This window comes from Paraburkholderia pallida (genome assembly GCF_004524855.1).
GTDB classification, from domain to species: Bacteria; Pseudomonadota; Gammaproteobacteria; order Burkholderiales; family Burkholderiaceae; genus Paraburkholderia; species Paraburkholderia oxyphila.
This window is the reverse complement of sequence record NZ_CP038149.1, coordinates 1218631-1233509: the sequence shown is the minus strand read 5'-3', so window position 1 is coordinate 1233509 and position 14879 is coordinate 1218631. Positions and strand designations below refer to the sequence as shown.

General features: G+C 64.5%; 12 protein-coding genes. 8 read left to right on the top strand and 4 right to left on the bottom strand.

The features are described from left to right. The first annotated feature begins 9 nt into the window (after nt 1-9). From phnA to E1956_RS20675, 8 genes are all read left to right on the top strand, one after another. The gene (gene phnA, locus E1956_RS20710) at nt 10-1272 is read left to right on the top strand and encodes a phosphonoacetate hydrolase (protein WP_134752457.1); all 1263 of its coding nucleotides are present in this window, start codon (nt 10-12) and stop codon (nt 1270-1272) included. A 76-nt stretch (nt 1273-1348) separates the two neighbouring features. Next, nucleotides 1349-2797: a phosphonoacetaldehyde dehydrogenase gene (phnY, locus tag E1956_RS20705; protein WP_134752455.1), complete on the top strand. Its 1449-nt coding sequence runs from the start codon at nt 1349-1351 to the stop codon at nt 2795-2797. A gap of 201 nt (nt 2798-2998) precedes the next feature. Beyond that, on the top strand, nt 2999-4678 hold the full coding sequence (locus E1956_RS20700) for a Na/Pi cotransporter family protein (RefSeq protein ID WP_134752454.1): 1680 nt from the start codon (nt 2999-3001) through the stop codon (nt 4676-4678). Between the two features lie 134 nt (nt 4679-4812). Then, a complete protein-coding gene (locus E1956_RS20695) occupies nt 4813-6204 on the top strand; it encodes an amino acid permease (protein WP_134754678.1) in 1392 nt (463 codons plus the stop codon). Nucleotides 6205-6234: 30 nt separating this feature from the next. Continuing rightward, nucleotides 6235-6897 (top strand): adenylate kinase, encoded by a 663-nt coding sequence (gene adk / locus E1956_RS20690; RefSeq protein WP_134752452.1) that lies wholly within the window; start codon nt 6235-6237, stop codon nt 6895-6897. A 40-nt stretch (nt 6898-6937) separates the two neighbouring features. Beyond that, a complete protein-coding gene (acs, locus tag E1956_RS20685) occupies nt 6938-8920 on the top strand; it encodes an acetate--CoA ligase (RefSeq protein ID WP_134752450.1) in 1983 nt (660 codons plus the stop codon). Nucleotides 8921-8930: 10 nt separating this feature from the next. Continuing rightward, nucleotides 8931-9746, top strand: coding sequence for an SET domain-containing protein-lysine N-methyltransferase (locus tag E1956_RS20680; RefSeq protein ID WP_134752448.1), 816 nt, complete (start codon nt 8931-8933; stop codon nt 9744-9746). Between the two features lie 193 nt (nt 9747-9939). After that, nucleotides 9940-10143: a cold-shock protein gene (locus E1956_RS20675; RefSeq protein ID WP_134754676.1), complete on the top strand. Its 204-nt coding sequence runs from the start codon at nt 9940-9942 to the stop codon at nt 10141-10143. A gap of 38 nt (nt 10144-10181) precedes the next feature. Here the strand turns inward: E1956_RS20675 and E1956_RS20670 are convergent, their stop codons facing one another. From E1956_RS20670 to E1956_RS20655, 4 genes are all read right to left on the bottom strand, one after another. Then, nucleotides 10182-10472 carry a hypothetical protein gene (locus E1956_RS20670; protein ID WP_134752446.1) on the bottom strand — a complete coding sequence of 97 codons (291 nt, stop codon included), beginning with the start codon at nt 10470-10472 and terminating at the stop codon, nt 10182-10184. Between the two features lie 35 nt (nt 10473-10507). Continuing rightward, on the bottom strand, nt 10508-11638 hold the full coding sequence (locus tag E1956_RS20665) for an aminomethyl transferase family protein (protein WP_134752444.1): 1131 nt from the start codon (nt 11636-11638) through the stop codon (nt 10508-10510). A 207-nt stretch (nt 11639-11845) separates the two neighbouring features. Then, nucleotides 11846-12982 carry a porin gene (locus E1956_RS20660; protein ID WP_134752442.1) on the bottom strand — a complete coding sequence of 379 codons (1137 nt, stop codon included), beginning with the start codon at nt 12980-12982 and terminating at the stop codon, nt 11846-11848. Between the two features lie 137 nt (nt 12983-13119). Then, nucleotides 13120-14241, bottom strand: a complete 1122-nt coding sequence (locus tag E1956_RS20655) for an aminodeoxychorismate synthase component I (protein WP_134754674.1) — start codon at nt 14239-14241, stop codon at nt 13120-13122. Between the last annotated feature and the right edge of the window lie 638 nt (nt 14242-14879).

Here is a 14879-nt window from a genome sequence, read left to right as displayed (position 1 = left end):
GGAGACGCCATGAGCGCACTGAAGGACACCACACTGACCGTGAACGGCCGCGAATACCGGCTTCCCGACGCGCCCGTCGTCGTGATCTGCCTCGACGGCTCGGAGCCGGCCTATATCGAGGAAGCCATCAAGGCCGGGCGCGCCCCGAACCTCGCGAAGATGCTGCGCACGGGCATGAACCGCATCGCCCAGTGCGTGATTCCGAGCTTCACGAACCCGAACAACCTCTCGATCCTCACGGGCCGTCCGCCCAAGGTGCACGGCATCGCGGGCAACTACTTCTACGACCGCACGAGCGGCGAGGAAGTGATGATGAACGACGCGCGCTTCCTGCGTGCGCCCACGATCTTCGCAGCGTTTCACGACGCCGGCGCCAAGGTGGCCGTGGTCACCGCGAAGGACAAGCTGCGCACGCTGCTGGGCAAGGGGCTCGATTTTGCGAGCGGCCGCGCGATCGCCTTCTCCGCCGAAAAAGCCGACCAGGCGACGCGCGCGGCCAACGGCATCGATGATGTGCTCGCGTTCGTCGGCAAGCCGCTGCCCGATGTCTACTCGGCCGATCTCTCCGAGTTCGTGTTCGCGGCCGGCGTGAAGCTGCTCGACACCTTCCGCCCCGACCTGATGTATCTGTCGACCACCGACTACGTGCAGCACAAGGCCGCGCCGGGCTCGCCGAAGGCCAACGACTTCTACGCGATGTTCGACCATTACGTGGGCCAGCTCGATGCGGCAGGCTGCGTGCTCGCGATCACCGCCGACCACGGCATGAACGACAAGCACCGCGCGAACGGCGAGCCCGACGTGCTCTATCTGCAGGACCTGTTCGACGAGTGGACCGGCAAGGGCAACGCCCGCGTGATCTTGCCGATCACCGATCCGTATGTCGCGCACCACGGCGCGCTCGGCTCGTTCGCGACTGTCTATCTGCCCGAAGGCGCGGATCAAGCGGCGCTGCTCGAGCGCCTGCGCAAGACCGACGGCGTGGAGCTCGCGCTCGACAGCGCGGCGGCCTGCGAGCGCTTCGAGCTGCCGCCCGACCGCGTCGGCGACATCGTCGTGATCGGCACGCGCAGCAAGGTGTTCGGCACGAGCGCTGCGCGCCACGACTTCTCGGGCCTCACCGAGCCGCTGCGCTCGCACGGCGGGATCTCGGAGCAGGGCGTGCCGCTGCTCGTCAACCGCAAGACCGACTGGCCGGCGGACCGCGCGCTGCGCAACTTCGACATCTTCGACGTCGCGCTGAACCACGTCGTGCAAATCGCCATCGCCTAACGCAAGTTACGCCCCGCACGCCGCTGCCCACATTCTTCGGCGGCGTGCATCACAGGATCCCAGAACGAGGTAAGTGATGAACGTCATGACGCAACCCGCAGTCAAGCAGGAGTCCATGCGCATCGCCGGCCGGCAGGTCGCGACCGACGAAGTGATCGAAGTCCTGAACCCGTACACGAACGAAGTGGTCGGCACCGTGCCCGCTGGCCGGCCCGAGCACGTCGCGCAGGCGTTCGCCAAGGCCCACGCGGCAGTCCCGAAGCTCACGCGCTTCGAGCGCCAGCGCATCCTGCAAACCACCGCCGAGGTGCTGCGCGACCGCAAGGAAGATTTTGCGCGCCTCATCACCGCGGAGTCGGGGCTGTGCTGGAAGGACTCGCTCTACGAGGCGAGCCGCGCCTACGATGTCTGGTCGTTCGCGGCCCAGCTCACGATCAAGGACGACGGCGAAGTCTATGCGTGCGACATCAGCCCGAACGGCAAGAACCGCAAGATCTTTACGACGCGCACGCCGCTGCTCGGCGTGATCTCGGCCATCACGCCGTTCAACCACCCGCTGAACATGGTGAGCCACAAGCTCGCGCCGGCCATCGCCACCAACAACCGCGTGGTGCTCAAGCCCACCGAGCTCACGCCGCTCACGGCGCTCGCGCTTGCCGACGTGCTCTATGAAGCGGGCCTGCCGCCCGAGATGCTGAGCGTCGTGACCGGCAACCCGCGCACGATGGGCGACTCCATGATCACGGACCCGCACTGCGATCTCGTCACCTTCACGGGCTCGGTGCGCGTGGGCAAGTACATCGCGCAAAATGCCGGCTACCGGCGCACCGTGCTGGAGCTCGGCGGCAATGACCCGCTGATCGTGATGGAAGATGCGGACCTCGACCGCGCCGCGCAGCTCGCCGTGGCTGGTGCGACCAAGAACTCGGGCCAGCGCTGCACGGCGGTCAAGCGCATTCTGGTGGTGGAGAGCGTAGCGGACGAGTTCGTCGAACGGGTGCTCGTGCATGCGAAGAAGCTCAAGTGCGGCGACCCGATGGACCCGAGCGTGGACGTGGGCACCGTCATCAACGAGGCGTCCGCGCAACTGTTCGAGCGCCGCGTGGCCGACGCCGAGGCGCATGGCGCGCGCGTCCTGTATGGCGCCCCGCGCAAGGGCGCGCTGTTCGCACCCACGGTCGTGGACCACGTGCCCTACAACTGCGAACTCGTGCGCGAGGAAACCTTTGGCCCGGTGATTCCGGTCATCCGCGTGCCGGACCGCATCGACGAGGTGATCCGCATCTCCAACTCGACCGCTTATGGCCTGTCTTCGGGTATCTGCACGAACCGGCTCGACTACACGACGAAGTTCATCAAGGAGCTGGACGTCGGCACCGTCAACGTCTGGGAAGTGCCGGGCTATCGCACGGAGATGTCACCGTTCGGCGGCATCAAGGATTCGGGCAATGGCCACAAGGAGGGCATGGTCGAGGCGATGAAGGGCTACACGAACATCAGGACGTGGTCGATGCCCTGGGAGTGACATGGGTGCCGGGCCGGTCATGCATGACGACCGGCCCGGGGTTTCCAGTCGGGCCGCGCGGTGATCCTGGCCGAGGTACGCGTCACGCCGCCACCCGCCGTTACACCCTCGCAACTGCCAGGCGCTCCGGCAATACGCGAGGAAGCCATTGCCGCGGGGACGTACGCCGTGCACGCGCACACCCCGCAAAGGAGGTACCGGATGATCCTGATCGTGCTACATCTCGCAGGCGGTGTCGCGTTGCTCACATGGGGCCTGCATATGGTCGAGTCGGGGCTGATGCGCGCGTTCGGCGCATCGCTCAGGCGATTCATGGCGAGAAGCCTTGGCAACCGCTTCAACGCGTTCTGCGCGGGGCTGGCGATCACGGGCGCGCTGCAAAGCAGTACGGCAACCGGCATGATCGCGTCGTCGTTCGCGGCGCGCGGGCTGATGGCCCCCGTGACCGGGCTCGCGATCATGCTGGGCGCGAACGTGGGCTCCACGCTCATTGTTCAGGCCTTCGCGCTCGACCTGAGCTGGATCTCGCCCGCGTGCCTGCTGGTAGGCATGGTCCTGTTTGAACGCGCCAGGGACTCGCGCAACCGCGACATCGGCCGCGCCTCGATCGGCCTCGGCCTGATGCTGCTCGCGCTCACGCTGCTCGTCTCCACGGTGCAGCCCGCCGAAACCGCGCCCGCACTGCGCACGGTGCTCGGCGCACTGGCTGGCGAACCAGTGCTCAACGCCGCACTGGCCTGCGTGCTCACGTGGGCCGCGCATTCGAGCATTCCCGTCGTGCTGTTCGTGATGTCGCTTGCGAACCTGCATTCGATCCCGATGGACAGCGCGATCGCCATGGTGCTCGGTGCGAACGTGGGCAGTGCGCTCAACCCGTATTTCGAAGCCGCCAAAGGCGAGGACCGCAGCCGCCGCAGGCTGCCGGCCGGCAACCTGCTGCTGCGCGGCGGCGTGTGCGTGCTGCTGCTCGGTGTATGCTCGCCCCTCGCGAACCTGCTCGACAGCCTGCCCGGCGATGCGAGCCGCGCGATCGCCAACTTCCATACGGGCCTGAACGTGGCGATCGCCGTGGTGTTCATCGGCCTGCTCGATCCGGTGGCCCGCCTGCTCGAACGGCTGCTGCCGGCGCAAAGTGTTGCCGACGATGCCGATGCGCCGCGCTACCTCGATGAAGTCGCGCTGCAAGCGCCGTCGCAGGCGCTCGCCTGTGCGGCGCGCGAGGTGCTGCGGATGGGCGAGATCGTGGAGTCGATGCTGCGCGCGAGCGTGCCGGTGCTGCTCGCCGACGACCGCCGCGCCGTAAGCGAGCTTGCGGACCGCGACGACGCCGTGGACAGGCTGCACGACGCGATCAAGCGCTATGTCACCGAGGTGACGCGCGAGCCGCTCAGCGAGGAGGATCGGCGCTGGGCCTCGGCGATCATGACGGCGGTGATCAACCTCGAGCATATTGGCGACATCATCGACAAGAACCTGCTGGAGCTCGCACAGAAAAAGATCAAGATGCAACTGAGCTTTTCGCCCGAGGGCGCCGAGGAGCTGCGCGCGATGCATGCGTCCGTGATCGACAGCTTCCACCGTGCTCAGGCGCTGCTCGTCTCGGGGCGCAAGCAAACCGCGGCGCAGCTCATCGACGACAAGCAGGCGCTGCGGCGGCTCGAACGCGCGGCGCGCGAGCGTCACCTCGAGCGGCTGCGCGAGGGCCAGCCGGACAGTCTGGCGTCGAGCTCGCTGCACCTGGACGTGCTGCGCGACCTCGTGCGCATTCAGTCACACATCTGCGCGCTCGCCTATCCGTTGCTGGAGCGCGAGCGAGCGGGCCCAAAGGCCACTGACACGGACGCTGCACGCGTTCCGGAAATGAATCATTCGATGTCCTGATGTAGCTGTTTTCCCCACGAATCAAGCAGTTTCCGATAAATAGACGAGACACGGGAAGAGACATGCAACAACCACTGAATTCTTCGCAGAACGGCGGGTCGGCAACATTGGCCGTTGCACCGGGTGCCGAGGGCATGGAGTATCCGGATAGCAGTGACGCCTTCGCAGCGCCCAGCAATCACGCACTCGGCGCGGGCCTGAAGCAGCGCCACGTCGTCATGCTTTCGATCGGCGGATGTATTGGCGCCGGGCTTTTCGTCGGCTCCGGGCACGCCATCGCCGAGGCGGGGCCGGCCTCTATCCTGGCTTACCTGTTCGCCAGCCTGCTAGTCGTGCTCGTCATGCGCATGCTGGGCGAGATGGCCTGCGCGATGCCCGACTCCGGCTCGTTCTCGACTTACGCCGACAAGGCAATCGGCCCGTGGGCCGGTTTCACGATCGGCTGGATGTACTGGTGGTTCTGGGTGCTCGTGGTGCCCATGGAGGCAACGGCCGCGGCCAACATTCTGAATACCTGGTTTCCCACGGTCCCGGTGTGGGAGCTCTGTCTGGGCGTGACACTGCTGATGACCGGCGCGAACCTGGTGAGCGTCAAGCATTACGGCGAGCTCGAATTCTGGTTCGCGGTCATCAAGGTCGTCGCCATCATTGGATTCATTGGATGCGGCGTCGTTGCCTTGTCAGGCATCCTGCCGAAAGTCCATCCGACGCCGGTCCAGACCATCATGGGGCACGGCGGTTTCATGCCACGCGGCTTCCTGCCTGTTGTGGGCGCGCTGCTCACCACCATGTCGACTTTCCTCGGTACCGAGATCGTGACCATCGCCGCCTCGGAGTCCGCCAATCCCGCGCGAGAAATTTCGCGGGCCATCAAGTCGGTCATCTGGCGCATCTCGTTCTTCTACATCGGCTCGATCGCCGTGATCATTTGCGTGATCCCCTGGAACAATCCGAGTCTTGTGCAGATCGGCTCCTACCAGTCGGTGCTCGAAGCGTTCCACATTCCTTACGCGAAGCCGATCATGGACGTGCTCATTCTCACTGCGGTGGGTAGCTGCCTCAACTCTTCGCTTTACACGTGCTCGCGGATGTTGTTCTCGCTTGGCAAGAGAAAGCAGGCGCCCTCGATCGTGACGAATACGAACGCCGCCGGTGTCCCCGTGTATGCCGTGCTCGGATCGACCATCGTGGCCTTCGGCGGCGTCGCCGCCAACTATCTGGCGCCCAAGTACGTTTTCGAAGCGCTGCTGTCCACGACCGGCATGATTGCGCTTCTCGTCTACTTCGTCATTGCCATCTGCCAGGTACGGCTGCGTCGCCATCTCACGGCCGCGCAGCTGCGGGTCAAGATGTGGTTTCATCCGTTCCTCGCGCTTGCCGTGATCGTCATGATCGTTGCAGCCAGCGTGGTCATGCTCTGCAACCCGGATCACCGTCAGGAAGTGGTCGCAACCCTCGGCAGCAGCCTCGCCCTTGCCGTAGTGGGGTACTGGCGGCAACGGCGCTCTGCCGCTGTCCGCTATTGATTGCGTGTGGCAGACAACTGGAGACCCATCATGCGTTTGATTCTGTTGGGCGCCCCCGGCGCCGGCAAGGGCACGCAGGCCGCGTTCATCAAGGAGACGTTCGGCATTCCGCAGATCTCGACGGGCGACATGCTGCGCGCGGCCGTCAAGGCCGGCACGCCGCTCGGCGTGCAAGCGAGAGGCTACATGGACGACGGCAAGCTCGTGCCGGATGCGCTGATCATCGGCCTGGTCAAGGAGCGCCTGACACAGCCCGACTGCGAGAAGGGCTATCTGTTCGATGGGTTTCCACGCACGCTCGCGCAGGCCGAGGCCATGAAGGATGCCGGTGTCGCGATCGACTATGTGCTTGAGATCGACGTGCCGGCGTCGGAAATCGTCGAGCGCATCACGGGCCGCCGCACGCACCCGGCGTCGGGGCGGACCTGGCACGTGCGCTTCAATCCGCCCAAGGTAGAGGGTAGGGACGACGTCACGGGCGAGCCGCTGATCCAGCGTGACGACGACAAGGAAGACACGGTCAGGAAGCGCCTCGAGGTGTATGAGGCGCAGACCCGGCCGCTGATTGGCTACTACGCCGACTGGGCCAGCCGCGGCGCTGAAAACGGCCTTCGGGCGCCGGCTTACCGCCGGGTCTCGGGACTGGGCTCGATCGGGGAGATTCGCCAGGGTGTCGCTGCCGCGCTGAATTGAATGCGATGCCCGCGCTTTCGAGACACTTTACGGAATAGACATGTCTGCAATTGAATCGGTGCTTCACGAAAACCGCGTGTTTGCGCCTTCCGCGCAAACGGTGGCGGACGCCACGGTGTCCGGCATGGACGCCTACAACGCGCTCTGCGCCGAAGCCGAACGCGATTACGAAGGTTTCTGGGCGCGCCTTGCGCGCGAAACGCTGACGTGGCAAAAGCCCTTCACGAAGGTGCTCGACGAGTCGAAGGCGCCGTTCTACACCTGGTTCGAGGACGGCGAGCTCAATGCCTCGTACAACAGCCTCGACCGTCATGTGGAAGCGGGCAACGGCGAGCGCGTCGCGATCATCTTCGAAGCCGACGACGGCACCGTCACGAACATCACCTATAAGGACCTGCTCTCGCGCGTCTCGCGCTTCGCCAACGCGCTCAAGAAGCGCGGCGTGAAGAAGGGCGACCGCGTGGTCATCTACATGCCGATGTCGGTCGAAGGCGTGGTGGCGATGCAGGCCTGCGCGCGCATTGGCGCGACGCACTCGGTGGTGTTCGGCGGCTTCTCGTCGAAGTCGCTCAACGAGCGCATGGTGGACGTGGGCGCCGTCGCGCTCATCACCGCCGACGAGCAGATGCGCGGCGGCAAGGCGCTGCCGCTGAAGAACATCGCCGACGAAGCCATCGCCATGGGTGGCTGCGAGGCGGTGAAGAGCGTGATCGTCTACCAGCGCACGGGCGGCAAGACCGGCTGGACCGAAGGCCGAGATCACTGGATGCACGAAGTCTCGGCCGCCGAGAGCGACACCTGCGCGCCGGTACCAGTGGGCGCGGAACACCCGCTCTTCATCCTCTATACGTCGGGCTCGACGGGCAAGCCCAAGGGCGTGCAGCACAGCACGGGCGGCTACCTGCTGTGGGCCGCGCAGACCATGAAGTGGACCTTCGACTGGAAGCCCACCGACGTGTTCTGGTGCACGGCCGACATCGGCTGGGTCACAGGCCATAGCTATATCGCCTATGGGCCGCTCACGACCGGCGCGACGCAGGTGATGTTCGAGGGCATTCCCACGTACCCGAACGCGGGCCGTTTCTGGGAGATGATCCAGAAGCACAAGGTCACGGTGTTCTACACGGCCCCCACGGCCATCCGCTCGCTGATCAAGTCCGCGGAAGCCGATGCGAAGGTCCATCCGAAGAGCTACGACCTTTCCTCGCTGCGCATCCTCGGCACGGTGGGCGAGCCGATCAATCCCGAAGCGTGGATCTGGTACTACGAGAACGTGGGCGGCAAGCGCTGCCCGATCGTCGACACCTGGTGGCAGACCGAAACCGGCGGCCACATGATCACGCCGCTGCCGGGCGCGACGCCGCTCGTGCCGGGTTCGTGCACGCTGCCGCTGCCGGGCATCATGGCGGCGATCGTCGACGAAACCGGCCAGGACGTGCCCAACGGGCAGGGCGGCATTCTCGTCGTGAAGCGCCCGTGGCCCGCGATGATCCGCAACGTCTGGGGCCAACCCGAGCGCTACAAGTCGGGCTACTTCCCCGAGGAACTCGGCGGCAAGCTGTATCTGGCCGGCGACGGCAGCGTGCGCGACAAGGACACGGGCAACTTCACGATCATGGGCCGCATCGACGATGTCCTGAACGTCTCGGGCCACCGCCTGGGCACGATGGAGATCGAGTCGGCGCTGGTGGCGAACCCGCTCGTGGCCGAAGCCGCCGTGGTGGGCCGCCCCGACGACACCACCGGCGAAGCCGTGGTGGCGTTCGTGGTGCTCAAGGCGACGCGTCCGCAGGGCGAGGATGCCGTGAAGCTCGCCGCGGAACTGCGCGCGTGGGTGGGCAAGGAGATCGGTCCGATCGCCAAGCCCAAGGACATCCGCTTCGGCGAGAACCTGCCGAAGACGCGCTCGGGCAAGATCATGCGCCGCTTGCTGCGCTCGCTCGCGAAGGGCGAGGCGATCACGCAGGACACTTCCACGCTGGAGAACCCGGCGATTCTGGATCAGCTCGGCGAGTCGTGCTGATAGCGACGTCATGAACTCTGGTGGGAAACGCATTTCTCGCGTGATTGTGCGCAAGTCGCCGCGCTTGGGTCGCGGGGTATTCGCGCGGCGCGACTTGCGCGCCGGCGAAGTTCTGCTCGAATACAAAGGCACGTGCGTGGACCCGGAAACGGCGCTTGCGGCTCCGACTGCCGGAGCGTTGCGGTATGGTCGCGTGTTCTTGTTGGGCACCCGTGACGGTCGCATCATCGACGGCGAATGCAACGGCAATCCGGCGCGCTGGATCAACCATTCTTGCGACCCGAATTGCGTGGCGGACGAGCGCGCCGGCCGCATCTTTGTCCGAGCATCGCGCCCGATCCGTATCGACCGGGAGATTACGCTGGACTACGCGCTCGGTCTTGGCCGGGAGATCAGCCCGGCGATGCGCGAGCGATTCGTTTGCCGATGTGGCGCCCGGCGCTGTCGCGGGACGATGCTCGTTGCGGCGGGTGGGGAGCCGCGATGTGTGCCGGGCCCCGACCACGTGATCGCTGCCATGCGTCCACCTCAGGCACAGCCGTTCCCGCCGCCGCATATCCAGGTGCTGGAACGTTTGGGCAGAAATCGTATTGTCGTGTCGTGGCGCCAAGCAGGGCGAGCCTGCTATGGCGAGCAGATCTGGTCGCCTTCGACCGCCTCCGAGGCCGGCACATGCGCACTGTCAATGGCTTCATTTGAGGCCGGAGCGCAGGTATTCCTGCCGACGATCGGCGAGTATCCGCCGCACAACCGCGACGAGAGAATCCTTGCTGACGCGATCAGCTCGCTGGATCTCGACTGCCCCGCAAAACGCGTTCGATGTTGAAAAAAGGGGGCGGGATGCCGCGTTCGAGCGGTCGTCCCTGAAGCGGCACCCAATGCCAATATGACAACAATATGTCGCCGTCATCCGCAAAAACGCCTATTGCAGGGAGAAGGTGGGTCCGGTCAATATGCTTGACCCGACCGGCAAGTCCCCGTCGGCGTTCAATTTAACGGTTTATGGAAGCGACAGAGAAATGGCAACAGGTTCAGTGAAGTGGTTCAACGATGCGAAGGGTTTTGGGTTCATTACGCCGGACGACGGCGGCGATGATCTGTTTGCGCATTTCTCCGAAGTCCAGGCGAAGGGCTTCAAGTCCTTGCAGGAAAACCAGCGCGTGAGCTTCGAGGTGAAGCAGGGCCCCAAGGGCAAGCAGGCGGCGAATATCCAGCCGCTGTAATCGGGGTCAGCACGACCTTCGATAAAGTCAATGGCCCGTTACGGGCCATTTGCGTTTCCTGGGGGCGCCTGACGATCGCGGCTGCGTTTCAGCGCCTGTCGCGCGACGGCCTCCATCTCCCGGTCGCTGAGTGCGTTCGCGACGGCACACGCGTAGGCGTGGTGCCGCTGCGTCATCGGCACGGATAGATCGCGCGCATCCATATAGCGCAGCAAGGCGATCCGCTTGTGCCCGGCGGCAATGCTGTGCTCGTACAGCGATAATGCGGCCTGCGGGTCGCGGCATTGCGCGACCCGCTTGACCAGGACTCTGGTTTCCGTACGGTTCATGGGTTCACGGCTCCCGTGTTGGCCACACCGGCCGCTCATCCCATCGCAGTGCGCTTTTTCTTTTCAGGGTCGTCGAAGGGCAGCTCGGATGCGGTCGCGCGCGCCTCGATACTGCCCCTGACCTCGAGCGGGGCGCCGTTGTGTGCCTGATCGACATCCAGTCGCGCGATGGCCAGCGAGCGCCTCGTGAGCCGCGAGTACATCCCACAGGTAATGACGCCAACCTGGCGGCCTTTCTGCCACAACGTGTCGCCCGCAGCGGTGGCGCGAGACGCGCTCACGTCGACGCCATAAATCTTGAAGCGCTCCTTGCCGGCGAGCCGGAAGTGCTCGCTGGCGCCGCAGAATTCGGTTTTCCCCGGCGACACGGTGAAGTCGAGGCCCAGCTCCCACAGGGTGTCGCCGGCCTTCTCGTTGCTGAATGGGTAGGTTTCCGAATTATCGTAGGGGTAGAACAGCAGATAGCTTTCCACGCGCAGCCAGTCGAGCGCGGCGAACGCGCAGGGAATGATGCCGAAGCCCGCACCTTTCGAGAGGATCGTGTCCCAGATCAGCGGCGCATCCACGGCCTTGCAGAAGATTTCATAGCCGCGCTCGCCCGTATAGCCGGTGCGCGAGATCGTGACCGGACGGCCGAACAGGCGCGTCTGCACGTGGTGGAAGTAGGGCAGCTCGCGGATGCCTGGGACGTGCTCGGCAAGAAATTCCACGGCGGCCGGTCCTTGCAGCGAGAGATCGTGCAGGTCGTCGTCGAACAGCACGGCCACCTGGCGGCCATGGGCGGAGCGCACGAGGCGCTCGTAGCCGGTGCCCGCGCCGTGCACGACCATGAACGCGTTCGGGCCGGTACGGTACACGATGCAGTCGTCGATGAACTTGCCGTCTTCGTTGAGGATGGACGCATAGGCCGACTTGCCCGGATAGAGCTTGCCGATATCGCGCGTGGTCGCCCAGTTCAGCAGGCTCTCGGCGTGCGGGCCGACGTAATGCACCTTCTTCAGGCCCGAGACATCCATGAGGCCGGCCTTGGTGCGGATCGCCTCGTGATGGTCCGCGAGATCCGCCGTATAGCTCCATGCCATGCCCATGCCGTTCCAGTCTTCCAGCCTGGAGCCCAGCGCGCGATGACGGTCCGCGAGTGCCGAAATACGCCACGAATTTGCCATGGAAGACGCTCCGTAATAAGCGATGAGGGATGGGCGAAGCGCGCAACACGGGCCATGCTGCCGAAGCTTTCTTGCCGATGCGCGCAGTGTCTTTAAGCGGCATTTTTTACGAACTTGTCCAGGGCCGCTATCCAGAAGAGGGGGTATGCCCACAGTGGTAGCGGCAGGCGCTACGCGCGCCGTGCCTGGCTATGCTTCATCAATGCGTTAGAAGCGGTGCAGAAAACCGACGCGCACAACGGCCTGGTTCTCACTCGAAGAGAGATCCGCGGCGCCGACGATGTGTGCCCCATCGAGGTCGGTGCCCGTCTTGCCGTTCGTGTGCTGATAAGCGCCTTGCGTATAGATCGAAGTCCGCTTGCTCAACGAGTAGTTCAGCATGAGCGCGACCTGATGCCAGTTCGGACTCGATCCTTCCGAGGTCTCCTTGAGGTTGCCATGCGTGTAGGTGTATGAGGCGGCGAGCGAGAGCGCGGGATTGATGAAGTACTGGCCGTTGATTTCGACGTTGTCGAACTTCCACGACGACCACGCTTGCGTGCCGATGTCGGGGGCATAGGCGTTGGCGGTCGGTTGATAGACGTCGGTATGCGAGTAGGCGAGACCAACGTTCGAGCCGTCGCCGAAGGTCCATTTCACGCCTGCGTCGATGTTCTGCTGGCGCGCGGCGGTGAATACGCCGTCGCCGCCCACCGCGCCCGTGCTGTTCAGGTTGCCGTTGGCCTGCCGCATGTAGGCCACCGCCGCCGAGAACGGTCCGGCGCCATAGGTGATGCCCGCGCTGTACGCGCGGTTGTCGGCGAAGTTGGTGGCGTTGCTGAAGCCATAGACGCCTTCGGCCTGAAACCCCGCCAATGTCGGGCTCACGTACTTGACGGCGTTGTTGAAGCGGAAGTCCTGGTCCGAGTTGTCGTTGTCGAACGGATGCGCCGCGAGGTCGCCGATCGTGTTGCCCGCCGCCGTGAAGGGGCTCCACATGTCGACGGTCGCGTCGTACTGGCGCCCGAGCGTGAGCGTGCCGTAGGCCGCGGAACTGAGCCCGACGAATGCCTGGCGGCTAAAGATCGACCCGCTCATGCTCAACGCGCCGTTGTTCACATTGAAGCCGCTTTCGAGCGTGAAGATGGCGGAGAGGCCGCCGCCGAGATCCTCCGTGCCCTTGAGCCCGAAATTCGAAGCGTTGGTATCGCCGCTGACCATCGCGTAGGCGCTATGGCCACGAGCGTTCGACGTGTAGTTCAAGCCATCGTCGATCACGCCATAGAGCGTGACGCTGCTTTGCGCATGGGCCTGGCCGGCAACGAAGAGTGCCGCGAGCGCGGCGCAAGGAAGGTGTTTATTCATGAGCTGGCATTGGATCCTGATTTGACGGGCGTGGACAGGGAGGTTCGTGCTGGTGCTGGCGCATTGCCGGGCCGCCCGAACCCGTGCAGTACTGCATGGATAGCCCGCCTGTGACGCGAACGACGCAGGCGGGACATTCACCAGGAACCGATGATGCGGGACTTCCACTTGCATTCTTCCCACTCGCGCGCCGGGTCCGAATCCATGACGATGCCGCCGCCCACGCAATAGACGCCCTCGCCGCTACGATCGAGGACGAGGGTGCGTATGGCGACGTTCATCGAGAATCGGCCATCCGGCGCGAGCCATCCGATGCTTCCGCAATAGACGCCGCGCGGCGCGATTTCGAGGCGGCGGATGTGATGCATCGCAGCGATCTTCGGCGCGCCCGTGACCGAGCCGCACGGAAAGAGCGCGCGCAGGATGCGTTCGAGATTTGGCTCGCCGATATCGGCGGTGATCGTCGAGGTGAGGGTCCAGACCGTCGCGTACTGTTCCAGCGCGAACAGGTTCTCCACGGCGACCGAACCGGTGCGCGCAATGCGCCCGAGATCGTTGCGCAGGAGATCGACGATCATGAGGTTCTCGGCCTGATCCTTGGCGCTCGCCTGCAATTGCGCGCCGAAACGGCGGTCTTGCTCGGGATCGGCATCGCGCGGCGCGGTGCCCTTCATGGGCCGTGTCGTCAGCTTGCCGCCGCCGTGGTGCAGGAACAGTTCCGGGGAGAACGAAAGAATCCGGCGATCGCCATCCTCGATATAGGCCGCATGCGCGGACGGGTTCGCGTTGGCGAGGCGCCGGTACAGCGAACCGGCGTCGCCGCGGGTATGCACGTCTAGCGGAAACGTATAGTTGATCTGATAGACCTCGCCCGCGGCGATCAGTCTGCGGATCTCGGACACCTGCTCCATGTAGCGATGCTTGCCGATGCGCGGTTTGATCGAGAGGATCTCGCTTTGTGTGTCAATTGCGAGGGGTTCGCAGGAGGGTTCCTCATGGACTTCGTCGAAGACTAGCGCGCTTAGGTGCGGGTGCTTGTCGTCCGCCGGTTCGCTTCGGTCATGCAATGACGGTTCGAGCCAATAGCCCACTTCATAGTTGGCGATCAAGGCGATCCATTGGCCTTTTGCGCGAGCCGCGTCGATTTTTTGCATTGCGTGTGCGAACTCGCTGCGGTCGCGAGCCGTGATTCGCGAGTGCGCGCCGCGCATGACTAGTGCGCGTCCTGCAACGAAATCGTCGAAGCGGCAAATGTCCATGGGCGGGAATGTGGTCCGGCGTATCTGTGCGGCGAGCATCAGCCGCCAAAAGTGCGCTATCAATGATTCGGAGTGGGTATCACCCAAGGGGTAGAGGGCGTGCGTAGGGGGCGTGCGCGGGAGGCACGCCGGGTGTGCTGTGCCAGGTGATCGCATTGCTGTAGTGGCCGCGTACTGATGCCTATGCTCTGCTTGAGTATTTGCCTTAACTTGTATTCGCGGCGGGCCGCAGGCGTTGCCCCTGTGCGGGGCGGCACCTACTTTTCTTTGCAGCCGCAAAGAAAAGTAGGCAAAAGAAAGCGGCTCAAACCGCCAGTGTGACGCAGTTCACCACTGCCCTGTATATCGGAGCGGCTCCGGAGCGTCTGTCGCCACGGGGCGTATAGCGGAGTGACTAAGGGCTCATCCATCCGGCGGCGCTGCGCGCGCCGTGGGGTATATCCAAAACCAGTGGGATGTACACGCATTTGTTGCGCTCAAATATATTCGCTCGGCGCCTTGCACACGCATTCGCCAACCAGCACGCCCGTGCATTCTCCAATCAGCACCCCCGTGCATTTACCAATCAGCACGCCAACGCATGCACCGGTCAGAACCCAACGCGTCTACCGGTCAGCACTCCCGCTCATTTACCGGTC

What these genes read in the sequence shown, in the direction of transcription:
- phnA (WP_134752457.1), top strand. Translation starts at nt 10, where the DNA reads ATGAGCGCACTGAAGGACACCACACTGACCGTGAACGGCCGCGAATAC.
- acs (WP_134752450.1), top strand. Translation starts at nt 6,938, where the DNA reads ATGTCTGCAATTGAATCGGTGCTTCACGAAAACCGCGTGTTTGCGCCT.
- E1956_RS20680 (WP_134752448.1), top strand. Translation starts at nt 8,931, where the DNA reads ATGAACTCTGGTGGGAAACGCATTTCTCGCGTGATTGTGCGCAAGTCG.
- E1956_RS20665 (WP_134752444.1), bottom strand. Translation starts at nt 11,638, where the DNA reads ATGGCAAATTCGTGGCGTATTTCGGCACTCGCGGACCGTCATCGCGCG.
- E1956_RS20695 (WP_134754678.1), top strand. Translation starts at nt 4,813, where the DNA reads ATGGAGTATCCGGATAGCAGTGACGCCTTCGCAGCGCCCAGCAATCAC.
- E1956_RS20675 (WP_134754676.1), top strand. Translation starts at nt 9,940, where the DNA reads ATGGCAACAGGTTCAGTGAAGTGGTTCAACGATGCGAAGGGTTTTGGG.
- E1956_RS20670 (WP_134752446.1), bottom strand. Translation starts at nt 10,472, where the DNA reads ATGAACCGTACGGAAACCAGAGTCCTGGTCAAGCGGGTCGCGCAATGC.
- E1956_RS20655 (WP_134754674.1), bottom strand. Translation starts at nt 14,241, where the DNA reads ATGGACATTTGCCGCTTCGACGATTTCGTTGCAGGACGCGCACTAGTC.
- E1956_RS20700 (WP_134752454.1), top strand. Translation starts at nt 2,999, where the DNA reads ATGATCCTGATCGTGCTACATCTCGCAGGCGGTGTCGCGTTGCTCACA.
- E1956_RS20660 (WP_134752442.1), bottom strand. Translation starts at nt 12,982, where the DNA reads ATGAATAAACACCTTCCTTGCGCCGCGCTCGCGGCACTCTTCGTTGCC.
- phnY (WP_134752455.1), top strand. Translation starts at nt 1,349, where the DNA reads ATGAACGTCATGACGCAACCCGCAGTCAAGCAGGAGTCCATGCGCATC.
- adk (WP_134752452.1), top strand. Translation starts at nt 6,235, where the DNA reads ATGCGTTTGATTCTGTTGGGCGCCCCCGGCGCCGGCAAGGGCACGCAG.